Source organism: Actinocrispum sp. NPDC049592 (genome assembly GCF_040675465.1).
Lineage (GTDB): Bacteria > Actinomycetota > Actinomycetes > Mycobacteriales > Pseudonocardiaceae > Kibdelosporangium.
Map to the genome: position 1 here is coordinate 257,481 of NZ_JBFAPA010000016.1, position 23,942 is coordinate 281,422.

The window sequence follows — 23,942 nt, forward strand, 5'->3', positions numbered from 1 at the left end:
GTGGCGATGGGGGCCTGGCTGCGGTCAGGCCCCCATCGCTTTTCTCCTGGGTCCTAAAGGAGCTTGTCGATCGTGATCGGCAAGTCCCGGACCCGTTTCCCGGTGGCGTGGTGGATGGCGTTCGCGATGGCCGCCGCGGCACCGACGATGCCGAACTCGCCGATTCCCCTGGCGCCCAGCGGACTCAGGAACGTGTCCGGGTAGTCCAGGAACTCGACGTCGAACACCGGCGTGTCGGCGTTGACCGGCACCAGGTACGTGGCCAGGTTGGCGTTGGCGAACCGGCCGCTGGGCTCCAGCCGGGTCTCCTCCAGCAAAGCCTGGCCGGTGCCCATGATCAGCCCGCCCACGATCTGGCTGTGCGCGGTCTTGGGGTTGACGATCTGCCCGGCGTCCACAACGCACACGAACCGGGACACCCGAGGCTCGGCCGTCCACCGGTTGACCCGCACCTCGCAGAAGGTCGCGCCCCACGAGCGGAACGCATGCACCGGATCGTTCGCGCGCGGCGACGCGGCGACCGCCTCCACGCCGGGAACGTCCATTGCGGACAGGAACGCACCGAAGGTCATCGACGTCGAGCCCAGCACGAGTGAACCGTCGACGTACTTGGGTTCCGTCGGGAAGTACGGCGTCCCGGTGGCGAACTTGATCAGCGTCGCCACGGCCGCGTCACAGGCAAGCTGGACCGCCGGGCCGTTCGTCGAGGTCGACCCGGATCCGCCCGCGTTGGCCGCGGTCGGCGCGGACGAGTCGCCGAGCTCGGGGATCACGCGCGACACCGGAATTCCCAACCGGTCCGCCGCCAGGATGGCGAACACAGTGGACTGTGCGGTGCCGAGATCAGCTGCGGTCCCGGCGACGACCACGGTCCCATCCGCCTGGAACCGCGCCTTCACCGAGGCATCCCCGCGTGACGCCGGATAGGTCGACGTGGCCATGCCCAGACCGACCAGCCAGTCCCCATCCCGCATCGAGCCAGGCACGGGGTCGCGCCGGGACCAGCCGAACTTCTCGGCCCCTCGCCGGTAACACTCGTCCAGGTGCTTGCTCGACCAAGGCCGCCCGTTCCCGGGGTTCACCGGCGAGTTGTTCTTCTGCCGCAGCGCCAATGGGTCCATGCCCAGCTTCTCGGCCAGCTCGTCCAACGCACTCTCCAGCGCGAAAGACCCGGACGCCTCCTGCGGGGCTCGCATGATGGTCGTCGGCGGCGCATCCAACGGAATCACGCGCCGGGATACGTGGATGTTCTGGCTCGCGTACAGAGTCGCCGACAGGTTGGCCACCGGCTCGAAGAAGTTGCTGGCCGGGGACATCGACGACACGCCGTCGTTCTTGACCGCCGTCAGTGTCCCGTCCCGCTTGGCACCCAGCGTGACTTCCTGCCGCGAAGCCGGCCGGTGCCCGACGATCGTGAACGTCTGCTCGCGGGTCAGCACAGTCTTGATTGGACGTCCGAGCGCCCGGGCCGCGGCGGCGGTGACCGGCGTGTGCGCCCAGTTGCCCCACTTGTTGCCGAAACCGCCGCCCACATAAGGGTTGTAGACGTGGATCTTGTTCTGGTCGATGCCGAGTGTGGTCGACAGCCGCTGCGTGACGAGCCGGACGCCTTGGCTCACCGTGTAGATCTGCAGGTGGTCGTTGGTCCACGCGGCCAGGGTCGCGTGCGGCTCCATCGCGTTGTGGTTGTTCACCGACGTCGTGTACGTCGCCGAGACAGTCACCTCGGAGGCCGCCAGTGCGGCGTCGATCGACGGCACCCCCGGAGCCAGGATGTCCTGCACCGGCGACCCGCTCGGCGGGTTCACCGCTGTCCCGCTGGGGAACGAGGTCGCCGGAGGCTGAGCGTCATACGTGGTCCGGATCAACCCGGCCGCATCCCTGGCCTGTTCGAAGGTTTCGGCGACCACCAAGGCGATGAGCTGCCCGTAGTACCGGATCACCTTGTCCTGCAACGGCGGCCGGGTCTCGTCGTTCTGGGCCTGGGTGTACGCGAACAACTTCAGCGGGTTGTCCGGGCTGTACACGGCGAGCACGCCGGGCGCCCGTAGTGCGTCGTCGACGACCATCCCGGTGATCGTCCCGCGCGCGATCGTGCTCGTCACAACATAGCCGTACGCAAGGCGATCGACCTGGAAGTCGGCCACATAGGAGGCTGTTCCGGTGACCTTGAGGTGGCCGTCGACCCGGTCGACCGGCTGTCCCAGCGGGCTCATCGCACACCTGCCAGGGCTCGCACGATCGTCCGCTGCACCAGCGTGACCTTGAAGGCGTTGTGTGCCAACGGCCGAGCACCCGCCACGGACAGAAGAGCCGCCGCAGCGAAGTTCTCTTCCGTGGCAGGCTTCCCGCGAAGAGCGGCCTCCACTTGGGGCAATCGCCACGGCCGAGTCCCCACGCCCCCAACAGCAACCCGCGCATCCCGGACGACCCCGGCAACGGTGTCCAGAGCGACCGCTGCGGAAGTCAAGGCGAACTCATAGGACGAGCGGTCCCGGATCTTGACGTAGGCCGAGTTGCGCGCCCACACCAGCCGGGGCACCCGGATCGCGGCGATCAGTTCGCCCGGCTCGAGCACGTTCTCCACCCAAGGCGTGTCGCCCGGCAGCCGGTAGAAGTCCGCCAGCCCCACGGTTCGAGACCCGGACCGGGACTGCAGCACGACCGAAGCGTCGAGAGCCGTCAAAGCCACCGCGAGATCGCTCGGATGCGTGGACACACAGGAAGAACTCGTCCCCAGGATGGCGTGCCCCCGGTTGTCCCCCGTCTGCGCCGGGCACCCGCTGCCCGGAGTTCGCTTGTTGCACGGCGTCCGCACATCCCGGAAGTAGTCACACCGGCTGCGCTGCAACAGGTTCCCGCCCATGCTGGCCATGTTCCGCAACTGCCCGGAAGCACTGGCCAGCAACGCCTGCGCAAGCACCGGATACTGCGTCACCACATCGCGGTGCACGGCGACATCGCTCATCCGCTCCAGAGCACCGATCACCAGGACGTCACGATCATGCGTGATCCCCCGGAGAGGGACGGAGTTGATGTCGATGACCCGCTCCGGTGTGACCACGTCGAGCTTCATCAGGTCGACCAGAGTCGTGCCACCGGCTAGGAACGCCGACCGCTCCCCCGCCAGAGCCAACGCATCGGCGGCCGACGAAGGCGCCTTGTAGTCGAACCCCTGCATCACGCACCACCCGCCTGGCGGATGGCCGCGACGATGTTCGGATACGCCCCGCAGCGGCAGATGTTGCCGGACATCGCCTCGCTGATCTCCGCGTCGGTCCGAGCGCGCCCCTCGGCGATCACCGCGGCCGCCGACATGATCTGGCCGGACGTGCAGAACCCGCACTGGAACGCGTCGCAGGCGATGAACGCCTCCTGCACCGGATGCAGGGTCTCCCCCTCAGCGAGCCCCTCGATCGTCGTGACCTGCTTGCCCCGCACCGTCACCGCGAGGGTCAGGCACGAGACCACCCGCCTGCCGTCGATGTGCACGGTGCAGGCGCCGCACTGACCCCGGTCACAGCCCTTCTTGGTACCGGTCTGGTGCAGGCGCTCACGTAAGGCGTCGAGCAGCGTGACCCGGGGATCGACAGTCAGCGTCTGCGGCTTGCCGTTGAGCACAAAGGAAACTTCAACGGTGCCATCATCTGCAGCTGCTTCGGCGGTCGCGGGGGCGGCCAGCGCGACGCCGGCCGACACCACGGCCGCGCGCCCGAACAGTTGCCGCCTGGACAAGCCGTCAGCCATAGGACCTCCACAGTGTTCGTGCGGCGGAACCAAGTGGCGGCGTCCAGGCGAGTCTAGCCGTCCGAAGCCGGGCGGTCACTCCTCGTGCACAGGACTAACGTGACCGGATGGATCTGATTCCCGAGGCCATCGGCCTGCTGTCGATCCCCTCCACCGCCGACCGCCCCGACGAGCTGCACCGCGCCCTGGAGTACGTGCTGGACCTGGTGGGGCCCGGGTTCACCGTCGAACGCTTCGAGTCGAACGGCAAACCCAGCGCGCTGGTCTACGAAGGCCCGCGGCGCAGGCACTTCCCGGTCATCCTCAACGCTCATCTCGACGTCGTGCCGGCCACCCCGGACCAGTTCGTCCCCCGGCTGGAGGGCGATCGGCTGTACGCGCGGGGCGCGCAGGACATGAAGGTCGCCGGTCTGGTGGAGGCCCTGGTGTTCCGCGAGGTGCGCGGGCCGTTCGCGTTGCAGCTGGTCACCGACGAGGAGGTCGGCGGCCGCGACGGCACCCGCCACCAGCTGCAACAGGGCGTCTCGGCCGACTTCGTGGTGATCGGCGAGCAGAGCGGGCTGCGGCTGGTCACCGAGTCGAAGGGCATCTTCAACGCCGACCTGCACGCGATCGGCCGGGCCGGGCACAGCGCGTACCAGTGGAACGCCGACAACGCCCTGCTCCCGGTCATGCGCAGCGTCGAGAAGGTGCTCGCGCGCTATCCCGTGCCGACGGAGGAGGCCTGGCGCACGACGGTGAACGTCGCCAAGATCGAGACCTCGAACACCGCGCTCAACCAGGTCCCCGCGGACGCGACGGCGTTCCTCGACATCCGCTACCCGCCGAAGGACACCGACTTCGACGGCCGCACCGAGGCGGAGATCGCCGACTACCTGCAGACTTTCTGTGACCCCGGGGTCACCGTGTCGGTGTACCACCTCGACCCGCCGCACAAGGCCGACCCCGGCAGCCGCCAGGTGCGGCTGATCGAGCAGGCCGTGCGCAACCAGGGCTACGACCCGAGCATCCTGCGCAAGCACGGCGCCGCGGACGGGCGGTTCTACTACCAGCGGGGCATCGACGCGGTCATCTTCGGCGTCGGCGGGCAGGGCCTGCACGGTCCGGACGAGTACGTCGACGTGACCACCATCGATCCGTACTACCAAGCCCTCCGGGAGTTCCTGCAGAGCGTCTGACCTGGGATTCTTGCGGGCAGCATACTGGGTATGCATACTCAGTATATGTCCATCAAGCACGGCCTCCTGGCCCTCCTCGAGCGTGGGCCGATGTACGGCTACCAGCTCCGGGTCGCCTTCGAAGAGTCCACCGGCGGCACCTGGCCGCTGAACATCGGGCAGGTGTACACCACGCTGTCCCGGCTGGAGCGCGACGAGCTGGTCCGGGCGTTGCCGGAGAACGAGGGTGGGCAGCGGCCTTACGAGATCACCGAGGCCGGCCGGGCCGACCTGGCCGGCTGGTTCGGCACGCCGATCAGCCGGTCCGACCGGCCCCGCGACGAGCTGGCCATCAAGCTGGCGCTGGCGCTGACCACACCGGGCGTCGACGCGCGAACGGTCATGCAGACCCAGCGCACCGCCACCATGCGCACCCTGCAGGAGTACACCCGGCTGAAGTCCGGCGCCGGGAACGGCGACCTGGCCTGGCGGCTCGTACTGGACGCGATGATCTTCCAGGCCGAGGCCGAGGTCCGCTGGCTGGACCACTGCGAGGCCAGCCTGGTCCGCTACGCCCCGCTGCCGGCCGCGCCGATCGAGTCCACCGCTCACGACCAGGAGGGGGTCAGCAAATGAGTGTCCTCGAACTCAGGGACGTCCACCGGGTCCACGGCCACGGCGAGACCGAGGTCCACGCGCTGAGGGGGGTCACGCTGAGCGTCGCCTCGGGTGAGCTGGTCGCGGTGATGGGGCCGTCCGGGTCGGGCAAGTCGACCCTGCTCAACCTGGCGGGCGGGCTGGACCGGCCGTCCAGCGGCGAGGTCGTCGTCGACGGCACCCCGTTGAGCGAGTGCAAGCTGCGCGACCTGGCCTCGTTGCGGCGCAAGCGGATCGGGTACGTGTTCCAGAGCCTGAACCTGCTGGCCAGCCTGACCGCGGCGGAGAACATCTCGCTGCCGATGGAACTCGACGGCGTCAGCGTGCGCAAAGCCCGCCAGACAGCTGTTGCCGCGCTCGCCGAGGTCGGCCTGGACGATCACGCCGACCGGTTTCCGGACGAGCTCTCCGGCGGCCAGCAGCAGCGGGTGGCGATCGCCCGCGCGCTCATCGGGGAACGCCGGCTGGTGCTCGCCGACGAACCCACCGGTGCGCTGGACTCCCAGACGGGCGAGACGGTTCTGCGGCTGCTGCGGTCCAAAATAGACTCCGGCGCCGCCGGGATCCTGGTCACCCACGACGCCCGGCACGCCGCCTGGGCAGACCGGGTGGTGTTCCTGCGGGACGGGGTCGTGGTCGACACGTCCGGCCCGCTGGACCAGCCCGAGGCGTTGCTGGGCGGTACCCGGTGACCGGCTGGCGCACCGCGATCCGCGTCGCCTGGCGGGAGGCCAAGCGCGCCAAGGGCCGGTCGGCCCTGATCGTCGCCATGATCACGGTGCCGGTGATGGCGCTGGTGTTCATGACCATCAACTTCGACACGTTCGAGCTGTCCCCGGCCGAGCAGGCCACCCGGCTGATGGGCACCGGCCAGGCCGCGGTCGTCTGGCCGTTCGACTCGGCCGTGCGCCAGGAACCCGGTTACCTGAACGCGTATCCGGTCAACGAGGCCATCCCGTCCCCTGACACGCCGGCCGAACAGCAGCTGCTAGCCCAGTTCCCCGCTGGGACGAAAGCGATCCCGGACCTGAAGTCGCAGCTGGACGTGCACACCGCCGACGGCATCGGCAGCCTGACCGCCCGCCAGCTGGACTACGCGAACCCGTTGGCAGAGGGCATTCTGCGCCCGGTGTCCGGCCGGGCTCCCAGTGCTGACAACGAAGTCTCGTTGACACCCGCGGCAAGTACCCGGCTCGGCGTCGGTGTGGGCGGCACGTTCAAGACGGCCGACGATTCGCAGACGTTCACCGTGACCGGGATCGTCGAGGACCCGCAGAACCTGGACGCGAGCACGATCGTCGTGCACCGCTTGAAGTCCGGAGTGGACCGCCAGGACGCCAGGTGGCTCGTGGGCACACCGAACCCGTTGTCCTGGAACGAGGTCAAGCAGCTCAACACGCACGGGATCGTGGCCGTGTCACGAGACGTGCTGGTCAACCCGCCGCCCAAGGCCGAGGAGTACGACCTGCCGATCGGCCGCGGCGCCCGCGACAACACCGCTCTCGTGCTGGTCGGCGGCCTGGCGCTGATCGAGGTCATGCTGCTGGCCGGGGCGGCGTTCGCGGTCGGCGCCAAGCGGCGGCGCCGGGACCTCGCCCTGGTCGCGGCTTCCGGGGGAACTCCGGCGCAGGTCCGGCGGATCGTGCTGGCCGACGGGGTCGTGCACGGCACGTTCGCCGCGGTGCTCGGGGTGGGGCTCGGGACCGCCGGCGCGGCCGTGTTCATCCCGGTCATCGAGGACACGCTGACTCGTCAGCGCGCCGGTTCCCTGCAGATCTCCCTGGTGTCGGTCCTGATTCTGACGCTGGCGGCCGTCGCGACCGGCGTGCTCGCCGCACTCGTGCCCGCGTGGATCTCCTCGCGGCAGAACGTGGTGATGGCGTTGGCCGGGCGGCGGGGCATCACGCGGACCCGGCGGCGCTGGCCGATCGCGGGCGCCGCCATCGGCCTGATCGGCGTCGGCATGTCCGCGTTCGGCGCGCTGCAGACGGAGACCGGCCTCGTGCTCAGTGGTCTGGTGGTCGTCGAGCTGGCGTTGGTGTTCCTCACGCCTTCGCTGGTCGGCCTGGTGGCCCGGCTCGGCCGCTGGCTGCCGCCGGTCGCGCGGCTGGCCTTGCGGGACGCCTCCCGCAACCGGACCGCCGCGGCACCGGCGATCGCCGCGGTGGCGGCGGCGGTCATCGGCAGCCTGACGGCCGCGATCGCCATGGTGTCCATCGACCAGCGCGAGCACGAGACCACGTCCATGGCGCTGGGCAACGTGTTCGTCATGGGCGCACAGACCGACAAGCTGCCTTCGTTCCAGCAGGCGGACAGCGCGCTGCGGGCGGCCATGCCGGTCAAGGACGTGTTCCAGGTGTCCGGCCTGGACTGCGGCGGTCTGGCCTGCCTGCCGTTCCCGAAGGTGCCGGCGGACCGCGCCTGCCCGTACGTCGGCAAAATGCGTGAGCTGACCACGGATGAGCAGAAGGCCGCCGCCCAGGACCCGAAGTGCGCCAACATCCGGGAGGACAACAACTACTTCGGCGTGCTCTCGGTCGGCGGCCTCGGCATGAGCCTGGCCGTGGCCATCCAGCCGGAGGCGGCGGGCGCGGTCAGCGGTGTCTCGGACGAGGACGCCGCCATCGCGAGCGCGGCCCTGCGCGAGGGCAAGGTGGTCGTGGACGACGCGACCACCGTCGACAACGGGTCGGTGACGCTGACGCTGATGATGGTCGGCAGGCAGAGCGATCCGAACCAGACCGTGACCGCGCCCGCGGTCGCGCTGCCACACCGCCCACGGGCCGGGATCACGATGATGACCCCGGAAACGGCCCGGTCGCTCGGGCTGGGCGTCAAGCCGCTGGGCGCGTTGGCGACCTCCACCCGGATGCCCACGGTGAACGAGTCGGACCGGTTGCGATCCATCCTGGGCAACGAGTTCCGCACGTACGTCGAACGCGGCAGCGACTCGCAGAACAGCACGCTCACCGTGCTGGTCATCGTGGCCGCGATCGTCACGCTCGGCGCGGCCGCGCTGGCCACCGGTCTGGCCGCGGCGGACGGCAAGGCCGACCTGAGCACGCTGGCCGCGATCGGCGCCTCCCCGCGGGTGCGGCGGTTGTTGTCGCTCAGTCAGTCCGGAGTGATCGCCGGGCTGGGTTCCACCCTCGGGGCGGTCACCGGTATGGGTGCCGCAGTGGCCGTGCTGACGGCGTTCAACCAGGGCCTGGACGGGGTCTGGCCGGCGCCACCATCGTTTCCGATCGTCATTCCGTGGATCAGTGTCCTTATCACGGTGATCGTCGTGCCGGTGGCCGCGATGCTCGGCGCGGGCCTGCTCACCCGATCCCGGCTGCCGATCGAGGACCGGCTCTGATCTGCGATTCCGGCGGCGCCGGCAACGGCGCCGCCGGAAATCGACAGGAAATGAATAGGTTCATGTAAATGATGAATCCAGGTGTGTCCTGGATCACATCTCCCTGAGTCCTCGGCCGCTGTTCAGCGGATAATCGTTTGACAGGCAGGTCAGCGGGGTAAGCAACCGGTACCCCGGCTCACACGTCCCTTAGGGGTCACCCATTAGGGTGCCGGTGTGCATTTCGATTCGATCTCGAACCGATCACTCCTTACCCAACGTGGGAATGACATGATCCTCACTCTGGACGCAACCCGGTGACGCTGTGGTTGGTGGCGGCCGTGGCTGGCGCGCCGCTCGTAGCACTAGGTGCCGCACTGCAGCAGAACGCGGCCGGCCACTGCCAGAACCAGAGCTTCCTCCGCCTGCTGACACACCTCATCCGCACACCGAAGTGGCTGCTGGGCGCGCTGACGACGTTCGGCGGCGCCGCGATGCACATCATCGCGCTGGCCAACGGCCCGCTCACGGTGGTGCAGCCCCTTGGCATGAGCGGCCTGCCGATCGCTGTGCTGATCGCCGCCGCCATCGACCGCAGGCGGGTCAAGAAGCTTGAGATCGTGGGCGCCCTCGCGGTGAGCACCGGGCTGGTCAGCCTGTTGATGCTGCTCCCGCACGAGTCGGCTCCGCCCACCCTGGACGGCCCGTCCGCGATCGTTCTGTGCGGCTGCGCGTTCGCGCTGCTCGGTGGCGCCGCCGTGATGGCACGCCGCAGCCTGGGCGCGGTCAACGCGCTGTTCCTGGCGATCGGTTCCGGTATCGGCTACGGCGTGTTCGCCGCGCTGGTGCGGGTGAGCGGCAGCACCGCGCTGCGCGAGGTGTCCGGGACGGTGTTCTGGGTCGGCGGTCTCGCGGTGGTCTTCTGCGTCATGGGCCTGATGTTCCAGCAGAACGCCTACCGCACCGGCCGGTTCGCGCTCAGCTACGCGACCCTGCTGGTCGCCGACCCGATCACGGGTTCGCTGATCGGGGTGCTCGTGCTGAACGAGCAGCTGCCCGACTCGTTCCTGTCCGGGATGGGCGCGCTGCTCGCCTGCGCGGTCACCATCGCCGGGGTGGTCATCCTGGCCCGCCTGGCTCCGCACCACCACGTGCGCACCGAGCCCGAGCACCCGGTCCGGGAACTCGTCTCGGTCTAGGGACTTTCGCTGTCGAGGACGGCTCCTCTCGTTCGACGTACGTACGAACGAGAGGAGCTTTTCTCATGCGCTACATGATCAAAGGTGACCTGTCCGCCGAGTACGCCCGCCGCCTGAGCCTCGCCGGGGTGTTGTTGGAGGCCCGGGATGATCATCTGCTGATCGAGGTGTCGTCGGCCGAGGAGGCGGCGGAGTGGGCGTCGCGGGCACCCAGCGGTCCCGCGGAGGTGGTCTCGGTAGCCCGATAGTGGGGAGTACACCGGCCAACCGGGTGACTTCCGGGCCGGAGGAGTTGGTCCGGGCTGAGAATGGTTCTGTGCGCAACAGAGTCGTCGCCGCTGTGGGTTCGGCTGTGTTCTTCGTACTGGCACCGGGAATCGTCGCCGGCCTGCTCCCCTGGTTGATCACCGGGTGGGTGTTCGAGCCGGTCTGGCCGCCGCTGCGCGTGCTGGGCTGGGTGGTCCTGGTGCCGTCGGTGGCCGTGCTCGTGGCGGCGTTCATCCGGTTCGTCGTGGAGGGCATTGGCACTCCCGCGCCGATCGCCCCGCCGAGAAACCTCGTGGTGGGCGGGTTGTACCGGTACGTGCGCAACCCGATGTACCTGTGCGTGCTCGGCGCGATCGTCGGGCAGGCGCTGGTTTTCGGGCAGCCATGGGTGTTTCTGTACGCGGCGGCGGTGTCCGGCGCGTTCTTCGCGATGGTGCACTGGCATGAGGAACCGTCGCTGGCGCGCAACTTCGGCTCCCAGTATGAAACTTACCGGGATGCCGTGCCCGGGTGGTTGCCGCGGCTCAAGCCGTGGCAACCACCCAGCGCCCCCTCCTAGCGGTTGTTGGACTCAGAACGGCCAGCTGGCACTCTTTCCGGCCTCCAGCAACGGGATCATCCGGAACGCCTGGTCGGTGAGGCCACCGAAAGCATGCCGGTCGTGCGATCCGCTGGGCGCGTGGCCCATCCGGTAGCCGGCCAGGTTCCAGGTGTACATCGGAACCGTCAACGGCAGTGCCTTGCCGACGTCGCCGTACCCGGCCTGCTCGTCGGTGACGATGACGACCCGGTCGTGCTTCGCGTAGTGCTTCTTCAGGGCGGCAACGGTGTCGGTGCCGCCGTTGAGGAAGTACCCGCCGGTCTTCCACCGCTCGACCGCCTTGAGCAGCGACTCCTTGCCGTGCAACGGGAACTGGCGGCTGAGCTCGAACTCCCGGCCGTTCCACGACCCGCCGCCCGAGAACGACACCACGTCCGCGTCCGCGCACCGCAGGCCGAGCGCGATCCCGAAGACGGCGGCCGCGTCCCACCGCATGAGCTCGCTTCCCTGCGACAGCGCCGAGTTCATCGACCCGGAGGTGTCCACAAGGACCAGCGTCCGTCCCTGCAGCGCGGGAACGTTCGCCAGTGACAACGTGATCGCCTGCTCCAGCGCCCACCCCCACCGCAGCGACGGCGCCGCCCGGTAGGCCGACAGGAACCGCAACGGCAGCTGACGCGACCGCGCGACCTGCTGCGGGTCGGCGAGCCGGTCCGCAACAGCCTTGGCCACCTCGTCGGACACCCCGGCCTGGTCGAAGTTCCGCAGGTTACGCAACAACGCCATGTAACCCATCGACGGGATCATCGCTTCCCACGCCCGTGCGTCCATCGGCCCCTGTAGCCATCCAGCCAGCGACTCCCAGGTCATCCCCGCCTCGCGCAGGGTGTTCCGGCCGTCCTTGGTCCGGATCACCTTGGCCCGCTTGGTGACCTTGAGCTGCATGAGCTCACTCCGCTTACGCAGCATGGTGAGCTGAGCAGGGACGGGGTTGTCGCGCCCATGCCGGCGGTCCAACGCATGCCGGTACAACTCCGCCTGCGCGGGCCCGTTGTTCGCCGGGTGGACCAGGTCGATCACGTCACCGAACCGGAATCCCTTGCTGTCGGTGTCGTACTTGAGCAACGCACGCTCGTCGTACAACCGCCGCACGGCGTCCGCGACACCCCGCTTGACCGGCTTGGGAATCGCCTTGCCATACGCCGAGATCCAGTACGCCAACATCTCCCCGGGCTCGTCCGCGCGCTGCAGAACGGAAGCAACAACCTGCCGCGACATCCCATCGAGCCCCGCCTCCAGCCGGGCCTTCGCGAACTCCGCCGCACCCACAAGCGCCGCGGACCGCAGGTTCCCCTCCGACCGCAACCACTTGAGCAGCCGCGCAGTCCACTCCGGATCCTCAACGGCAGCCTGACGGACGAGCCGCGCATACCGCTCGTCCCGCGCCGCACCATCCTCATAGAACGTCTTCTCCCCCACCATGTTCGTCACGGCGAGAAGAAAAAGCTCCGACTTGGTGTCCCGCGCATACCCAGCAGCACCCTGATGAGTACGACCCGACGGCCGCTTCTCGGAGTACACCGGCGAAGTCGCCTTCGCCTTGGTCCGAACAGCATTGAACTTGGCCATACTCCACCCCCAAGGGTTTCCAGGAGGGGCCGAAAGCAACAGAAGAGGGCCCGAGATCAAAGTCGGAGACGGTGACATTAGCTGCTCTGGCCGCTGAGCTACGCCACCATGGCGAATCGCGGGGGGCGTGGGGGTCGGCCCCCAAAGTTCCCCACACGACTCGGTCCGCGCTCCGCGGACACACGTCCGCGGAGTTGTGGTGGCGGCAGGAGTCGAACCTGCGACCTGCCCATTCGAAGTGGAAGTAACCGTTTCCTGCGCACCGGGCACTCTTCTGAAGTTTTCGACCCCCGAGATCAAAGCAGCCCCACGGTCACGTTCAACCCCAGATCGAAGTAACCGCCAAGCCCCGCACCGGAGGTGCTGCCAAGAAGACTAGCGAACATCCACCACCCCGCAATCCATTATCCACATCCCACCCACCGCAACCCGCGCACGCGCCATAGAGCTGTCCTTCGTGTTCTGTCCCTCCCAACCCGCAAGATCCGAAGGATCCCTTGCCCCTCTCGGCGGCCTGCCGTCCGGCGAGGACATCTCTTCAAGAGCGTCCAAGCCAACGGCCCGACACCCCCAAAGAGAGCGCCGGGCCGAAGACAGCCACCCTACGGAAGAGGCTCAAACTCCTTGACGTTCGCGATGGAAACCCCGTTAGCGGTGTTCGCCTCGCGTTCAATCATGATCTCGACCAGCACAGGCCGGCTCGTAGCCTCCGCCTGCTTCCGAGCCCATGCAAGGGTATCCGCGATCTCACCGGGCTGAGTCACGCGCCGCCCAGAACACCCGTAAGCCTCCATGATCTTGACGTTGTCCGACCCGGTGATGTCGTAGTGGATGTCGACCTCGTAGTTCATGTCGTATCCACCATGGTCCTGGGCCATCCGAATCAAACCCAGGTACTCGTTGTTCAACATGATCAGCACGAACGGCACGTCATACTGCGCCGCCACAGCCAACTCCTCCACCAGGAACTGGAATGAGTAGTCCCCCACCACACCAACAACCTCAGCCTGCGGCTCCGTCTCCTTCAGCGCCTTCTTCACACCGATAGCAGCAGGAATCTCCCACCCCAAAGGCCCAGCCTGCCCACAAACCTGGTAGTGCCGCGGCTTGTGCGCCACCTGATGCTGCCCCGACCAGATCTGGTAGAGCCCAATGGCGGTCACGAAGTAGGTATCCGGCCCATAGAACTCGTTGATCTCCTTGAACACCCGCGGCGCCTTCACCGGCACGGTGTCGAAGTCCTCCCGCCGGGTCAGCGTCGCCTTCAACTCCTGCACCCGCGCAACCCACTCACCAGCCGACCGCCCAGCCCCACGCGCCCGAGCCAACCGCAAAATGGCCCGCAGGAACAACTTGGTGTCCGAAACGATACCCAGATCCGGCCCGAACACCTTCCCGATCTGGGTCGGCTCGATGTCCACGTGAATGAACTTCCGCTCCCCGCGGTAAGTCTCAAGATCACCGGTGTGCCGATCACCGAACCGCGCACCCAGCGCCAGCACCAGATCCGACTCCAAGAAGGACGCGTTGCCGTACCGCTGAGAAGTCTGGATCCCAGTCATACCAGCGTACAGCGGGTGGTCCTCATCCACCGCGCCCTTACCCATCAACGTCGCCTGCACCGGGATCTGCAGGTACTCGGCCAACTCCAGCACCTCAGCCGAAGCCTCACCGAGAATGACTCCGCCACCAGCCAGAATCAACGGCTTCGAAGCCGCCAGCAACATGTCGAGCGCCCGCTCAACCCGCGGAGCGTGCGGCTCGACAGAAGGCACCGGCAGCGGAGAGTCGATGGAAGCGTCCCACTCGATCTCCTGCTTCTGCACGTCCAGCGGCAGGTCGATGAGCACCGGACCCGGCCGCCCGGACCGTGCGACCCGGAACGCCTCCCGGAAGATCCAAGGCGCCTGCGCCGCCTCCTTCACCTGCACCGCCCACTTGGTAACAGGCTTGGCGATCTCCACGATGTCCACCGCCTGGAACGCCTCCTGGTGCAGCTTCGAGGAAACGGCCTGCCCAGTGATACAGATCATCGGAATCGAGTCCGCCTGCGCGGTGTAAAGACCCGTGATCATGTTGGTACCGGCCGGCCCCGAGGTGCCGATAGCGATACCGACCTTGCCGTTGGTGCGCGCCCACCCGTCGGCCATGTGGGTGGCACCCTCCTCGTGCCGGACGATCAGGTGCTCGATGCCGCCGACCACCTCCATGGCCTTGTACAGCGGCAGGATCGCGGCGCCGGGGCAGCCGAACGCGGTGTCCACGCCCTCGGACTTGAGGACCTCGACGACCGCCTGCATAACGGGGATTCTTGCCATCGGATGCCCTTTCAGCGGCCGGACAGTGCTTCGGTGACTTTCAGCAGGGCGGAGTGGTCGAGACCACCGTGGCCCATCGCGCGTGCGGCGGCCACGAGCTGGGCGACCAGCCCGGTGACTGGGAGGCTCACACCGGCCTGCCGTGCGGCGGCCAGCGCGATGCCCATGTCCTTGTGGTGCAGGTCGATCCGGAACCCGGGGGCGAACTGCCGGGCGACCATGGTCTCCCGTTTGAGGTCGAGGATCCGGCTCGCGGCCAGCCCGCCGGCGAGCACGTCGAGCCCGGTCCCGGCGTCCACTCCGGACGCTTCGAGCAGCACGATCGCCTCTGCCACAAGGGCATACGTCCCGCCGACGACGAGCTGGTTGGCAGCTTTCACAACTTGCCCGGCGCCATGGGGGCCGACGTGCACAACAGTCTTGCCGAGTACGTCGAACAACGGCTTGGCCGCCTCGAAGTCGGCTGCCTCACCGCCGACCATAATGGACAGTGACGCGCCCTTCGCACCCGCCTCGCCACCGGACACCGGCGCGTCCAGCACGCGGATTTGCTTGGCCTTGGCGGCTTCCGCGATGGCCAGCGAGCTCTCCGGCCGGATCGTGCTCATGTCGATCAGCAGCGTCCCCTCGGCCGCGTTGGCCAGCACGCCATCCGAACCCAGCACGACCGACTCGACGTGCGGGTGGTTGGGCAGCATGGTGATCACGACCTCGGCGGACGCGACCGCCTCGGCCACCGAGCCCGCCGCCTTGCCGCCCGCGTCGGCCAGCCTGGTCAGCGACTCGGGCACCACGTCGAACCCGATCACCTCGTGGCCCGCGGTCACCAGGTGCCCGGCCATCGGGCCGCCCATGATGCCCAGACCGATGAATCCCACTGTTGTCATGGCTTCCTCTCCCGATGCTCAGGCGCGAAGGTCGCGCGGCAACCACTCGAAACTGTCGGCGCTGGCGCCGCTGGGCTTGTACTCGAGACCGATGTATCCGCTGTAACCGTTGTCCGCCAACAGGTCCAGCAGACCCTGGAGGTCCAGGTCGCCGGTGCCCGGCTCGTTGCGGCCGGGCGCGTCGGCGATCTGCACGTGACCGATCCGCTCGGCGTGCCGCGAGATCACCTCGGCGGGATCGTCACCGTTGACGGCCAGGTGGTACAGGTCCGCCAGCAGCGCCAGGTTGTCCACCCCGGCCTCCCCGGACACCCGCTGGATCACCGCGAGCGCCTCGGCCGCGGTCTTGATCGGGTACGCGGGCGCGCCGCTCAACGGCTCGACCACCACGGCCGCCCCGATCTGGCTCGCCGCTTTCGCCGCCAGGGCAAGGTTCTCGCGCGCGACTTCGTCCTGTTCGGACTCGGGTACGCCCTCGACCCGGTTGCCGTACAGCGCGTTGAACGTCTTGCAGCCGAGCTTGTCGGCGATCTCCACGGCGACGTCCACGTTGTCCCGGAACTCCACCGAGCGCGCGGGGTCGGACAGCACGCCGCGCTCGCCGCCGGGCATGTCACCGGCGAAGAAGTTCAGGCCGGCCAGCCGGACGCCCTCGTCCCGGACGGACCGCACGAAGGCGTCCACATCGGACGGTGACGGCACGGCGGCCGGGAACGGCCACCAGAACTCGACCGCGCGGAAGCCCGCGGCCTTGGCCGCACCGGCCCGGTCGAGCAGGTCCAGTTCGGTGAACAGGATCGAGCAGTTCACGTCGTACCGGAAGCGAGGGTCCACCACAGCTCCTCAGGTCATTTCGTATTGTGGAATCCACCTTCCATCTAACGAAACGGTAGTTCGACCTGAGGGCATGTGTCAACCACAGCCCAGCGCGAAGGAGAGTTCCTACTGCTCGACGGCCTCAGCGAGCATGTCGACGATCGCGACCACACCGTCCGCGGCGACATTGCGCTGGCGCTCGGCGCCGGTCCCGTCGGCGAGCAGGTCCTTGACCACTTCCTGGGTCCGGTCCCAGTCCCCCGTCTCGGCGAGGGCCGGCCCGACCCACGCGAGCAGGCGCATGACCAGTTCCTCGGCCGGAACCTGCTTGCCGAACTCCGGGTCGATCCCCGGTCCCGCGAGCCCGTAGCGCGCGGCCGACCACAACGCGGCCGCCAGCATCTGGTCGCTGATCGCGGGCGCCGGATGGCCCGCGGCGATGTCGGTCAACGCGGTCCGCACGAGCGCGCGCGTCAACGCGGCCTGCAGGACGGCTTCGTCCACGGTGCTGGCCGCGTCGGCGATGCGGACCTCGACGGTCGGGAACCGGGGCGAGGGCCGCGCCACCCAGAAGGTCATCGACGGGTCGACCAACGCACCGGCCCCGACGAGCCACGCCACCTGCTGGTCGTACGCGGCCGCGGAGGCGAACCACGGCGGGATGCCCGACCCGGGATAGCCTGCCTGCTGGACGGTCCGCCAGCTGCCGTAACCGGTGTCGGTGCCGTCGTCGAACGGTGAGTTCACCGACAGCGCCAGCAAAGTCGGTAACCACGGGCGCATGTGGTTGATCACCGAGACAGCGGTCTCCCGGTCGGGCACGCCGACATGCACGTGGCACCCGGACGACTGGTACTTGGCGGCCTGGCCCGCATACGTGTCACTGATCGCCTCGAACCGCGTGCCGGTGGTCACCGGCGGGTCGTCGCTCGCCAGCACCGGCGTGCCGGACGAGATCAACACGGCGTTCTCCCGCCGCGCGGCGACCCCCAGCAGCTGGCGCCCGGCGAGCAGCTGCTGCCTCAGCACGGCCAGGTTCGTGCACACCCCAGTGGCCAGCTCGACCTGGCAGCTCTGTAACTCGCGTTGCAACGTGGCGCCAATGGGCAGCTGACGCATAGGCGCGTGGGCCAGCACGGCGGCCGCTCGCGGGACCGCCCGGCGGGTGCGCGAATCGACGAGGAGGAACTCTTCCTCCACGCCCACAGTCATCCCCGGCTCGAGCATTCAGGCAGTGCGTCCGCCAAGATCCATGCCCACTAGGTCTCCCGGAGCAACGGCTTTCAAACCTATGACTTCCCCGGTTGCCGCCGTCTGGGCGATCATGACCGCCACGACCCGGCGTAGGCTCCTGCCGGAGCGACGCTCCTGTCCTTGGAGGACACATGGCCGACCGGCTGCGCGTGGATGCCCGGCGCAACAAGGAACTCCTGCTGAACGCGGCCCGCGAGGTGTTCGGCAAGGAGGGCACCGAGGCCTCGTTACGAGAGGTGGCCCGGCAGGCAGGCGTGGGAATCGGCACCCTGTACCGGCACTTCCCCACCCGCGAGGCGCTGCTGGAGACCTTGCTGCGCAACGGGGTCGAGCAGCTGCGCGACCGAGCAGGCGAGCTGGCGCGGACATTGCCCCCGGAGCAGGCGCTGATCACGTGGCTGCGCGAGTACGTCGACCGCTCGTGCAGCTACCAAGGCCTGCCCGCATCGGTGACCAATGCCTTGTACCACAGGAAATCCGACCTGTTCACCGCCGCATCGGCCATGCAGGCCGCCGGAGCCGAGCTGCTGGCCCGAGCCCAGGAAGCGGGCGCGATCCGCACGGACATCACGGCCAACGACCTGTTCGCGGTGGTCAGCGGCGTGGCATTGGCCGTCGACCAGATGCCCGGCGGACGCGGGTACGTGGACCGGTTGCTGTCGCTGGCTATGACGGGTCTGCGCGGTAGGCCCTGAGGAACGCCTTCACACCCTCATCGGCCAGCCGCATGAGCTCCTCCTCGGAGTAACCGATCTCGTCGCCGTAGAACATCGCCTTGTCCAGCGGGGTGCCGAGGATGAGGAACGCGAAGTGCTTGGCCGCCAGGACGGGGTCGTCGACTTTGAGCAGGCCGCGCTTGTCCAGGTCCTTGAGCTCTGGCGCGAGCGCGGCGAGGACCCGCTCGGGGGCCTTCTCGTAGTACTCGCGGGTGAGCTCGGGGAAGCGCGCCGACTCACCGATGAGCAGGCGGCGCATCTGCAGGACCTGGGGCTGCATCACGGTCTTGATGTAGTGGCGGGCGATGTCCTGGAGGTCGGCGTACAGGTGCTTCGGCTCGGCGAGGGTGGTGGCGATGCGCTCCAGGAAGGACTCGACCGTGCCCGCGACGCCAAGGACGATTGCGCTGAAGAGGGCTTCCTTGTCGGCGAAGTGCTTGTAGAGGGTCTGTTTGGAGGCCGCGGCGAGGGTGGCGATCTCGTCCATGCTCGTGCCCTGGTAGCCGTTCCGCAGGAACAGCGTGGTGGCCGCTTCCATGATCATCCTGCGCTTGCGGGCGGACCGGCCCTCTTCGGTGTGTTCCAGGGTCATGACGAAAACAGTACTAGACGGATCAGTACTCGCAACAGTACTGTACGGTCTAGTTCCGAAAACGAGTACTGAACGGTCTAGTACCCACCCAGGCTTGACCAGCCAGTTCTCACCCCCTACTGATCAACTCAAGCCTCGACAGACCCGATCGTCGCGGCGCGGAGCGGTAGTACTAGACGGTCTAGTTCTGCAGTACTGGACGGTCCAGTCTCCTGCCTCGCGACGCGATGCGCTCCAACCTTCCGCCCGCAAGCAGTACTAGGCAGTCCAGTTCCGCGGTACTAGACGGTCCAGTTCCGCAGTACTAGGCAGTCCAGTTGCGCGGTACTAGACGGTCCAGTTCCGCGGTACTGGGCAGTCCAGTTGCGCCGTACTGGACTGCCCAGTTCCCACCCTGCGAGGCGACCCGGACCGCCCCTCCGCCCCGCCCCGCCAGCAGTACTAGACGGTCTAGTTCCGCCTTCCAGCCTGGACCCCCGACGCATCACAGGCCACCCCGGCCTACAAGCAGTACTGGACCGTCTAGTTCCATCCACAAGGCCACTGACCCGGCCCCGATCAGTACTAGACGGTCCAGTACCCCAGCCACCGACTAGACCGTCCAGTACCGCCCACGGGAACTGGACCGCCTAGTACCCGAAGACCCACAAGGAGAGAGTCATGACCGCAGTCGCATGCGACCCGACAACCAGCGTGACCAAGTCCCTGCTCGGCTACGGAGTCCTGGCAGGCCCGTTCTACGTCGTGGTCTCCCTGATCGAAGCCGTCACCAGGCAAGGCTTCGACCTCACCAAACACCCCTGGAGCCTGCTGGCCAACGGAAGCCTGGGCTGGATCCACACCCTGAACCTCATCCTCAGCGGCATGATGGTGGTAGCGGCAACCCAAGGCATGCGCAGAATGGGCATCAAGCACGGCCACCTTCTCCTGGCGGGCTACGGCGCAGGCCTCATAGGCGCGGGAATCTTCAGGGCAGACCCAGCAGCAGGCTTCCCGCAAGGCGAAAGCACCGAAGTGACCTGGCACGGCACCCTGCACTTCGTCGTCGCCGGCATCGGTTTCGCCTGCCTGGTCGCGGCCTGCTTCGCCCTCGCGAGGCGCTCCGGCATGGTGTGGTTCTCCCGCGTCACGGGCGTGGTTTTCTTGGCGGCGTTCGCCGGGATCGCGTCCGGAGGTGGCAGTGTGGCGATGAATCTGGCGTTCACGGCCGCGGTCGTGCTGGCTTCGGTGTGGTTGTCGGTGGTGTCGGTTCGGTTGTATCGGGAGGCGTGATGAGGTTTCGGGCGACGATCGAGCTGAGCGGCAAGACGGCGACGGGGGTACCGGTGCCGGACGAGGTGGTCGAGGCGCTGGGTGACAGCAAGCGGCCGGCGGTGAAGGTCAAGATCGAGAACTACACCTACCGCAGCACGGTGTCGCGGATGGGTGGGCGGTTCATGGTGCCGTTGAGTGCGGAGCACCGGACCGCCGCCGGAGTCCAAGCGGGCGACCAGATCGACGTCGACCTCGAGCTGGACACCGAGCCTCGGGTGGTCGAGGTGCCGGCTGACCTCGGTGCGGCGCTCGACGCGGAACCCGCCGCGCGCAAGGCGTTCGACAAGCTGCCGTTCACCCACCAGAAGGAGTGGGTGCGGTCCATTGAGGACGCCAAGAAGCCGGAGACCCGGGTGCGCAGGATCGAGAAGGCCGTTACGACGCTGCGCGGGTGAAGATCGCCAGCCACCGCCGGACGTCCGGCATGTCTGGATCCGGGTGCACAGTGATCTCCTGCGACAGCTGCAGATCGCCCGAGGCGAACGACGACACCTCGTCGAACGTGAGGCGCCAGGGCGGGCCGTCCAGCGGCTCGCCCTCTTCGCGCACCCCGGCCGCCACGAACAGCGTCCCGCCCGGCGCGACCAGCGAACCGATCCGCGCGATCGCCGACTCCCGCAGGTGCAGCGGGATCGACTGCACCGTCTGGATCTCCACGACGAGGTCGAACGCGCCGCGCCAGTCCTCCGGCAGCTGCAGCAGGTCGGCGGTCAGGAAGGCCACTTTGGACCCCGGGAACCGGTCGCGGGCCAGTTTGATCGCGGTGACCGAGGCGTCGAACGCCACGGTGTCGAACCCGAGCCCCGCCAGGAAGTCCGCGTCCGAGCCGAGGCCACAGCCGACCACGATCGCCTGCTTGCCGTTGCCGTCGAGGTCACGGGCCCACTCGGTGAGCAGGTAGCGTGGTTCGCCGCGGTCCCACGGGATGGTCGCCTGGCCCTGTTCGGCCTGGGAGTACCGGTGCTCGAACCATCCGGTGGGGTCGTCGAGCGGGTCTGGTGCAGTCATTTCGCCCCCCATGTGTGCCGGCTGAACCGTACCGGAAAACTCGTTCGCCATTGCGGCCGAGAACTGACCGCAATGGCCTCTAGGGTTGGTCCCAACAGCCAAGAACGACCGAAAGAGGCACGGACCATGACCTCCACCACCACCCTGACCGGCGAGCGTGCGGACCTGCTGGCGGTCCTGGCCAAGTCCCGCGGCTTCCTGCTGCACACCGTCCAAGGCCTCACCGACGAGCAGGCCGGGCAGCGCACCACCGTCAGCGAGCTGTGCCTGGGTGGGCTGATCAAGCACGTCGCGACGGTCGAGCGCGGCTGGGCCGACTTCATCGTCGAGGGCGCCGACGGCATGACCAAGCACGAGGTGGACTGGGTGGGCGGCTTCAAGATGCTGGAGGGCGAGACGCTCGCCGGGCACATCGCGTTCTACCAGGAGGTGGCGCGGCGCACCGATGAGCTCATCGCCACCGTGGATCTGGACTCCTCGCACGAGCTGCCCCGCCAGCCGTGGTTCGAGCCGGGCGCCCGCTGGTCGGCGCGCCGGGTGATCGCGCACATCATCGCGGAGACCGCCCAGCACTCCGGCCACGCCGACATCCTGCGCGAGGCCATCGACGGCCAGAAGACCATGGGCTGAGCCGGCTCAGTTGGGACTGCGGGCGGGCCGGCCCATGCGCTCGCCCGTCTGCACCATGGCCGTGGCCGTGGCGGTGGCGATCACCCGCCCGCGGTCGTCGGTCAGCTCGCCGCGCAGCTGGCAGATCTGCTTGCCGCGGCGCACGACGTTCGCCTTGCCGATCAGCGTGCCGGGCCAGGCCGGGCGCAGGAACTGCACGTGCAGGTCCAGGGTCGGGGCGAACAGGCCGGGCCCGAGGGTCGCGGCCAGCGCCGGGCCCATCGTGTCGTCGAGCATCGCCGCCAGAAAACCGCCCTGCACATGTCCGGCCGGATTGGTGAACGCGTCACTCGCCGCGAACTCCACCTCTATCGTGCCCGTCTCCGGATCCACCTCCCGCAATTTCCAGCCCAATGTTGCCGCGGCGGCGGGCGGTGGGGTGCGGCCGGCCATCATGTCCCAGAAGAATCCCGTTGCCATGGTGTCCACTATGCCCGAAACACCTAGGTGAAAGGCACCATTCAACGGGGTTGGATCTGGGTGTTACGCAGGTGCTCGTACACCACACTCGTGCGCACATCGGCCACCTCCGGGCGCTGCGTGAGGCGGTCGATCACGAATGCGTACAGATCTTGGTTGTCGCGTACCGCCACGTGAATGAGGAAGTCCTCACTACCCGTGACAACGAAAACACCAATAGTCTCCGGTTCGCGGGAGATCCAATTCCGGAACGCGTCGATGTACGCCCGGTTCGGCGGCCGGATTCGAACGGCGATAAGCGCTTGGACGCCGCGTCCAATCGCGGCGAGATCGACGTCCAGAACGGCGCCACGAATGATCCCCCGCTCTCGGAGTCCACGGGTGCGTTCGAGTGCGGTGGAGGGGGCAACCCCTACCGCCTCCGCGATGTCGCGGTTGGTCCGCCGCGCGTCGGCCTGCAGTTCTCGCAGGATCGCCGCATCAAGTTCGTCCAGATCGGCCATTTGCCGCTCCCTGCCGAATTAAGTTCGCCAGGGTGGAAAGTAGCACGTCACAACGCCTAGCGTTCTTGGTGATAGCCGTATGAACGAGAGGTCTGTCGTGGCTGAAGGCACATTTGGTTTCGCGCCGGAGGAGATCGTCACCAGCGAGCCCACCCGCGCCGCCCGGCTCAAGTGGGTCGTGGTCGTGGACGCCACCATCCCGGCCGGGCAGATGGTCAACGCGGTGGCCTGCATCGCCGCGGGCACCGGCGCCTCGGTCGCCGGCCTGATCGGGCCCTCCGGCGCCGACGCCGCCGGGCACCCGCACCCCGGCCTGCCGTGGGCGGGCTGCACGATCCTGACCGCCGCGCCTGCGGAACTGGCCGAGGTCCGGGAGAAAGCCGTTGCCAGCGAAGGCGTCCACGTCGTGGACATGCCCTTGATCGCGCAGACCACCCGCGTCTACGACGAGTTCCTGGCCCAGCTGGCCGAGACCAAACCCGCCGACCTGGCCACCCGCGCGGTGAGCATCATCGGCCCCCGCAACAAGATCAGCAAACTCGTGAAGCGCCTCGAGCTGATGCCCTGAAGTACGCTGGGCGCATGGGGACGTTCGGGGTGAGGTGGCAGCTGTTGCTGGCTGTCGTGCTGCCGCTCGCGTTCGTCCTGCTGGGGTTCGACGGGTCCGGGCAGTTCGTTCTGGTCACGGCGTTGACCGCCGGTCTGGCCCTGGTTCTGTCGATCTGCCTGCCCGCGCCCGCGGCGGCGCCCGCTCAGGTTCGCGGGGTCTCGCTGCGACAACGGGCGCGCGAAAGCGTTTTCCTCCGCCTGCGTGACCCGGACGCCTCCGGCAAGCCACGTCCGAGAGCGCCGTCGGCCGCATTCGCGGCTGTCTAACGGTTTCCAAGTCAGCCGCATCCGCCTGTCCTTGC

General features: G+C 68.1%; 25 protein-coding genes and 1 tRNA gene. 13 read left to right on the forward strand and 13 right to left on the reverse strand.

Features of this window, described 5'->3' with window-relative positions; genetic code table 11:
• Positions 1-53: 53 nt before the first annotated feature.
• The 3 genes from AB0J95_RS34650 to AB0J95_RS34660 are packed head-to-tail and all read right to left on the reverse strand — an operon-like array spanning position 54 to position 3,747.
• Positions 54-2,216: a xanthine dehydrogenase family protein molybdopterin-binding subunit gene (locus AB0J95_RS34650; RefSeq protein ID WP_364767616.1), complete on the reverse strand. Its 2,163-nt coding sequence runs from the start codon at positions 2,214-2,216 to the stop codon at positions 54-56.
• A complete protein-coding gene (locus AB0J95_RS34655; RefSeq protein WP_364767619.1) occupies positions 2,213-3,181 on the reverse strand; it encodes a xanthine dehydrogenase family protein subunit M in 969 nt (322 codons plus the stop codon). The genes AB0J95_RS34650 and AB0J95_RS34655 overlap by 4 nt, the downstream gene beginning before the upstream one ends.
• On the reverse strand, positions 3,181-3,747 hold the full coding sequence (locus AB0J95_RS34660; protein ID WP_364767622.1) for a (2Fe-2S)-binding protein: 567 nt from the start codon (positions 3,745-3,747) through the stop codon (positions 3,181-3,183). The genes AB0J95_RS34655 and AB0J95_RS34660 overlap by 1 nt, the downstream gene beginning before the upstream one ends.
• A 107-nt stretch (positions 3,748-3,854) precedes the next feature.
• Between AB0J95_RS34660 and AB0J95_RS34665 the strand changes: the two genes are divergently transcribed.
• From AB0J95_RS34665 to AB0J95_RS34695, 7 genes are all read left to right on the forward strand, one after another.
• A complete protein-coding gene (locus AB0J95_RS34665) occupies positions 3,855-4,925 on the forward strand; it encodes a M20 family metallopeptidase (RefSeq protein ID WP_364767625.1) in 1,071 nt (356 codons plus the stop codon).
• 45 nt (positions 4,926-4,970) lie between these two features.
• Positions 4,971-5,540 (forward strand): PadR family transcriptional regulator, encoded by a 570-nt coding sequence (locus AB0J95_RS34670; protein WP_364767628.1) that lies wholly within the window; start codon positions 4,971-4,973, stop codon positions 5,538-5,540.
• Positions 5,537-6,253 (forward strand): ABC transporter ATP-binding protein, encoded by a 717-nt coding sequence (locus AB0J95_RS34675; RefSeq protein ID WP_364767631.1) that lies wholly within the window; start codon positions 5,537-5,539, stop codon positions 6,251-6,253. The genes AB0J95_RS34670 and AB0J95_RS34675 overlap by 4 nt, the downstream gene beginning before the upstream one ends.
• Positions 6,250-8,919, forward strand: a complete 2,670-nt coding sequence (locus tag AB0J95_RS34680) for an FtsX-like permease family protein (RefSeq protein WP_364767634.1) — start codon at positions 6,250-6,252, stop codon at positions 8,917-8,919. The genes AB0J95_RS34675 and AB0J95_RS34680 overlap by 4 nt, the downstream gene beginning before the upstream one ends.
• A 311-nt stretch (positions 8,920-9,230) precedes the next feature.
• The gene (locus tag AB0J95_RS34685) at positions 9,231-10,097 is read left to right on the forward strand and encodes a DMT family transporter (protein ID WP_364767637.1); all 867 of its coding nucleotides are present in this window, start codon (positions 9,231-9,233) and stop codon (positions 10,095-10,097) included.
• A gap of 65 nt (positions 10,098-10,162) precedes the next feature.
• Complete coding sequence (locus AB0J95_RS34690; RefSeq protein WP_364767640.1) at positions 10,163-10,345, forward strand: hypothetical protein; 183 nt, start codon at positions 10,163-10,165, stop codon at positions 10,343-10,345.
• 68 nt (positions 10,346-10,413) lie between these two features.
• Positions 10,414-10,923 carry an isoprenylcysteine carboxylmethyltransferase family protein gene (locus tag AB0J95_RS34695; RefSeq protein ID WP_364767643.1) on the forward strand — a complete coding sequence of 170 codons (510 nt, stop codon included), beginning with the start codon at positions 10,414-10,416 and terminating at the stop codon, positions 10,921-10,923.
• Positions 10,924-10,935: 12 nt separating this feature from the next.
• On the opposite strand, the gene AB0J95_RS34700 is transcribed toward AB0J95_RS34695, so the two are convergent.
• The 6 genes from AB0J95_RS34700 to AB0J95_RS34725 form a co-directional block, all read right to left on the reverse strand.
• Complete coding sequence (locus AB0J95_RS34700; RefSeq protein WP_364767646.1) at positions 10,936-12,534, reverse strand: TROVE domain-containing protein; 1,599 nt, start codon at positions 12,532-12,534, stop codon at positions 10,936-10,938.
• A 197-nt stretch (positions 12,535-12,731) separates the two neighbouring features.
• A tRNA-OTHER gene (locus tag AB0J95_RS34705) sits at positions 12,732-12,798 on the reverse strand.
• Between the two features lie 338 nt (positions 12,799-13,136).
• Positions 13,137-14,852 carry a glyoxylate carboligase gene (gene gcl / locus AB0J95_RS34710; RefSeq protein ID WP_364767649.1) on the reverse strand — a complete coding sequence of 572 codons (1,716 nt, stop codon included), beginning with the start codon at positions 14,850-14,852 and terminating at the stop codon, positions 13,137-13,139.
• Between the two features lie 11 nt (positions 14,853-14,863).
• Positions 14,864-15,739, reverse strand: a complete 876-nt coding sequence (locus tag AB0J95_RS34715) for a 2-hydroxy-3-oxopropionate reductase (RefSeq protein ID WP_364767651.1) — start codon at positions 15,737-15,739, stop codon at positions 14,864-14,866.
• Between the two features lie 18 nt (positions 15,740-15,757).
• The gene (locus tag AB0J95_RS34720) at positions 15,758-16,576 is read right to left on the reverse strand and encodes a TIM barrel protein (protein WP_364767654.1); all 819 of its coding nucleotides are present in this window, start codon (positions 16,574-16,576) and stop codon (positions 15,758-15,760) included.
• Between the two features lie 105 nt (positions 16,577-16,681).
• Positions 16,682-17,782, reverse strand: a complete 1,101-nt coding sequence (locus AB0J95_RS34725; protein WP_364767657.1) for a glutamate--cysteine ligase — start codon at positions 17,780-17,782, stop codon at positions 16,682-16,684.
• Positions 17,783-17,940: 158 nt separating this feature from the next.
• Between AB0J95_RS34725 and AB0J95_RS34730 the strand changes: the two genes are divergently transcribed.
• Positions 17,941-18,504: a helix-turn-helix domain-containing protein gene (locus tag AB0J95_RS34730; RefSeq protein ID WP_364767660.1), complete on the forward strand. Its 564-nt coding sequence runs from the start codon at positions 17,941-17,943 to the stop codon at positions 18,502-18,504.
• Here AB0J95_RS34730 and AB0J95_RS34735 read toward each other — a convergent pair.
• Entirely contained in the window at positions 18,476-19,117 is a 642-nt protein-coding gene (locus AB0J95_RS34735) for a TetR/AcrR family transcriptional regulator (RefSeq protein WP_364767663.1), read from the reverse strand. The genes AB0J95_RS34730 and AB0J95_RS34735 overlap by 29 nt on opposite strands.
• Before the next feature lie 660 nt (positions 19,118-19,777).
• Here AB0J95_RS34735 and AB0J95_RS34740 point away from each other — a divergent pair.
• Complete coding sequence (locus AB0J95_RS34740; protein ID WP_364767666.1) at positions 19,778-20,389, forward strand: DUF998 domain-containing protein; 612 nt, start codon at positions 19,778-19,780, stop codon at positions 20,387-20,389.
• The gene (locus tag AB0J95_RS34745) at positions 20,389-20,826 is read left to right on the forward strand and encodes a YdeI/OmpD-associated family protein (protein ID WP_364767669.1); all 438 of its coding nucleotides are present in this window, start codon (positions 20,389-20,391) and stop codon (positions 20,824-20,826) included. Before AB0J95_RS34740 ends, AB0J95_RS34745 begins: the two co-directional genes overlap by 1 nt.
• On the opposite strand, the gene AB0J95_RS34750 is transcribed toward AB0J95_RS34745, so the two are convergent.
• The gene (locus tag AB0J95_RS34750; RefSeq protein WP_364767672.1) at positions 20,807-21,439 is read right to left on the reverse strand and encodes a class I SAM-dependent methyltransferase; all 633 of its coding nucleotides are present in this window, start codon (positions 21,437-21,439) and stop codon (positions 20,807-20,809) included. The genes AB0J95_RS34745 and AB0J95_RS34750 overlap by 20 nt on opposite strands.
• Positions 21,440-21,565: 126 nt before the next feature.
• Here AB0J95_RS34750 and AB0J95_RS34755 point away from each other — a divergent pair, with 126 nt between their 5' ends.
• Positions 21,566-22,069, forward strand: a complete 504-nt coding sequence (locus AB0J95_RS34755) for a DinB family protein (RefSeq protein ID WP_364767675.1) — start codon at positions 21,566-21,568, stop codon at positions 22,067-22,069.
• Positions 22,070-22,075: 6 nt separating this feature from the next.
• Here AB0J95_RS34755 and AB0J95_RS34760 read toward each other — a convergent pair whose 3' ends face one another.
• Together AB0J95_RS34760 and AB0J95_RS34765 are read right to left on the reverse strand one after the other, a co-directional pair.
• On the reverse strand, positions 22,076-22,528 hold the full coding sequence (locus tag AB0J95_RS34760; RefSeq protein ID WP_364767678.1) for a PaaI family thioesterase: 453 nt from the start codon (positions 22,526-22,528) through the stop codon (positions 22,076-22,078).
• A gap of 41 nt (positions 22,529-22,569) precedes the next feature.
• A complete protein-coding gene (locus AB0J95_RS34765) occupies positions 22,570-23,031 on the reverse strand; it encodes an Lrp/AsnC family transcriptional regulator (RefSeq protein WP_364767681.1) in 462 nt (153 codons plus the stop codon).
• Between the two features lie 79 nt (positions 23,032-23,110).
• Here AB0J95_RS34765 and AB0J95_RS34770 point away from each other — a divergent pair, with 79 nt between their 5' ends.
• Entirely contained in the window at positions 23,111-23,599 is a 489-nt protein-coding gene (locus tag AB0J95_RS34770; RefSeq protein WP_364767684.1) for a DUF2000 domain-containing protein, read from the forward strand.
• Positions 23,600-23,613: 14 nt separating this feature from the next.
• Entirely contained in the window at positions 23,614-23,907 is a 294-nt protein-coding gene (locus tag AB0J95_RS34775; protein WP_364767687.1) for a DUF6412 domain-containing protein, read from the forward strand.
• Positions 23,908-23,942: the final 35 nt, after the last annotated feature.

What these genes read in the sequence shown, in the direction of transcription:
- AB0J95_RS34650 (WP_364767616.1), bottom strand. Translation starts at nt 2,216, where the DNA reads ATGAGCCCGCTGGGACAGCCGGTCGACCGGGTCGACGGCCACCTCAAG.
- AB0J95_RS34655 (WP_364767619.1), bottom strand. Translation starts at nt 3,181, where the DNA reads ATGCAGGGGTTCGACTACAAGGCGCCTTCGTCGGCCGCCGATGCGTTG.
- AB0J95_RS34660 (WP_364767622.1), bottom strand. Translation starts at nt 3,747, where the DNA reads ATGGCTGACGGCTTGTCCAGGCGGCAACTGTTCGGGCGCGCGGCCGTG.
- AB0J95_RS34665 (WP_364767625.1), top strand. Translation starts at nt 3,855, where the DNA reads ATGGATCTGATTCCCGAGGCCATCGGCCTGCTGTCGATCCCCTCCACC.
- AB0J95_RS34670 (WP_364767628.1), top strand. Translation starts at nt 4,971, where the DNA reads ATGTCCATCAAGCACGGCCTCCTGGCCCTCCTCGAGCGTGGGCCGATG.
- AB0J95_RS34675 (WP_364767631.1), top strand. Translation starts at nt 5,537, where the DNA reads ATGAGTGTCCTCGAACTCAGGGACGTCCACCGGGTCCACGGCCACGGC.
- AB0J95_RS34690 (WP_364767640.1), top strand. Translation starts at nt 10,163, where the DNA reads ATGCGCTACATGATCAAAGGTGACCTGTCCGCCGAGTACGCCCGCCGC.
- AB0J95_RS34700 (WP_364767646.1), bottom strand. Translation starts at nt 12,534, where the DNA reads ATGGCCAAGTTCAATGCTGTTCGGACCAAGGCGAAGGCGACTTCGCCG.
- gcl (WP_364767649.1), bottom strand. Translation starts at nt 14,852, where the DNA reads ATGGCAAGAATCCCCGTTATGCAGGCGGTCGTCGAGGTCCTCAAGTCC.
- AB0J95_RS34715 (WP_364767651.1), bottom strand. Translation starts at nt 15,739, where the DNA reads ATGACAACAGTGGGATTCATCGGTCTGGGCATCATGGGCGGCCCGATG.
- AB0J95_RS34725 (WP_364767657.1), bottom strand. Translation starts at nt 17,782, where the DNA reads ATGCTCGAGCCGGGGATGACTGTGGGCGTGGAGGAAGAGTTCCTCCTC.
- AB0J95_RS34730 (WP_364767660.1), top strand. Translation starts at nt 17,941, where the DNA reads ATGGCCGACCGGCTGCGCGTGGATGCCCGGCGCAACAAGGAACTCCTG.
- AB0J95_RS34735 (WP_364767663.1), bottom strand. Translation starts at nt 19,117, where the DNA reads ATGACCCTGGAACACACCGAAGAGGGCCGGTCCGCCCGCAAGCGCAGG.
- AB0J95_RS34740 (WP_364767666.1), top strand. Translation starts at nt 19,778, where the DNA reads ATGACCGCAGTCGCATGCGACCCGACAACCAGCGTGACCAAGTCCCTG.
- AB0J95_RS34745 (WP_364767669.1), top strand. Translation starts at nt 20,389, where the DNA reads ATGAGGTTTCGGGCGACGATCGAGCTGAGCGGCAAGACGGCGACGGGG.
- AB0J95_RS34750 (WP_364767672.1), bottom strand. Translation starts at nt 21,439, where the DNA reads ATGACTGCACCAGACCCGCTCGACGACCCCACCGGATGGTTCGAGCAC.
- AB0J95_RS34755 (WP_364767675.1), top strand. Translation starts at nt 21,566, where the DNA reads ATGACCTCCACCACCACCCTGACCGGCGAGCGTGCGGACCTGCTGGCG.
- AB0J95_RS34760 (WP_364767678.1), bottom strand. Translation starts at nt 22,528, where the DNA reads ATGGCAACGGGATTCTTCTGGGACATGATGGCCGGCCGCACCCCACCG.
- AB0J95_RS34765 (WP_364767681.1), bottom strand. Translation starts at nt 23,031, where the DNA reads ATGGCCGATCTGGACGAACTTGATGCGGCGATCCTGCGAGAACTGCAG.
- AB0J95_RS34770 (WP_364767684.1), top strand. Translation starts at nt 23,111, where the DNA reads ATGAACGAGAGGTCTGTCGTGGCTGAAGGCACATTTGGTTTCGCGCCG.
- AB0J95_RS34775 (WP_364767687.1), top strand. Translation starts at nt 23,614, where the DNA reads ATGGGGACGTTCGGGGTGAGGTGGCAGCTGTTGCTGGCTGTCGTGCTG.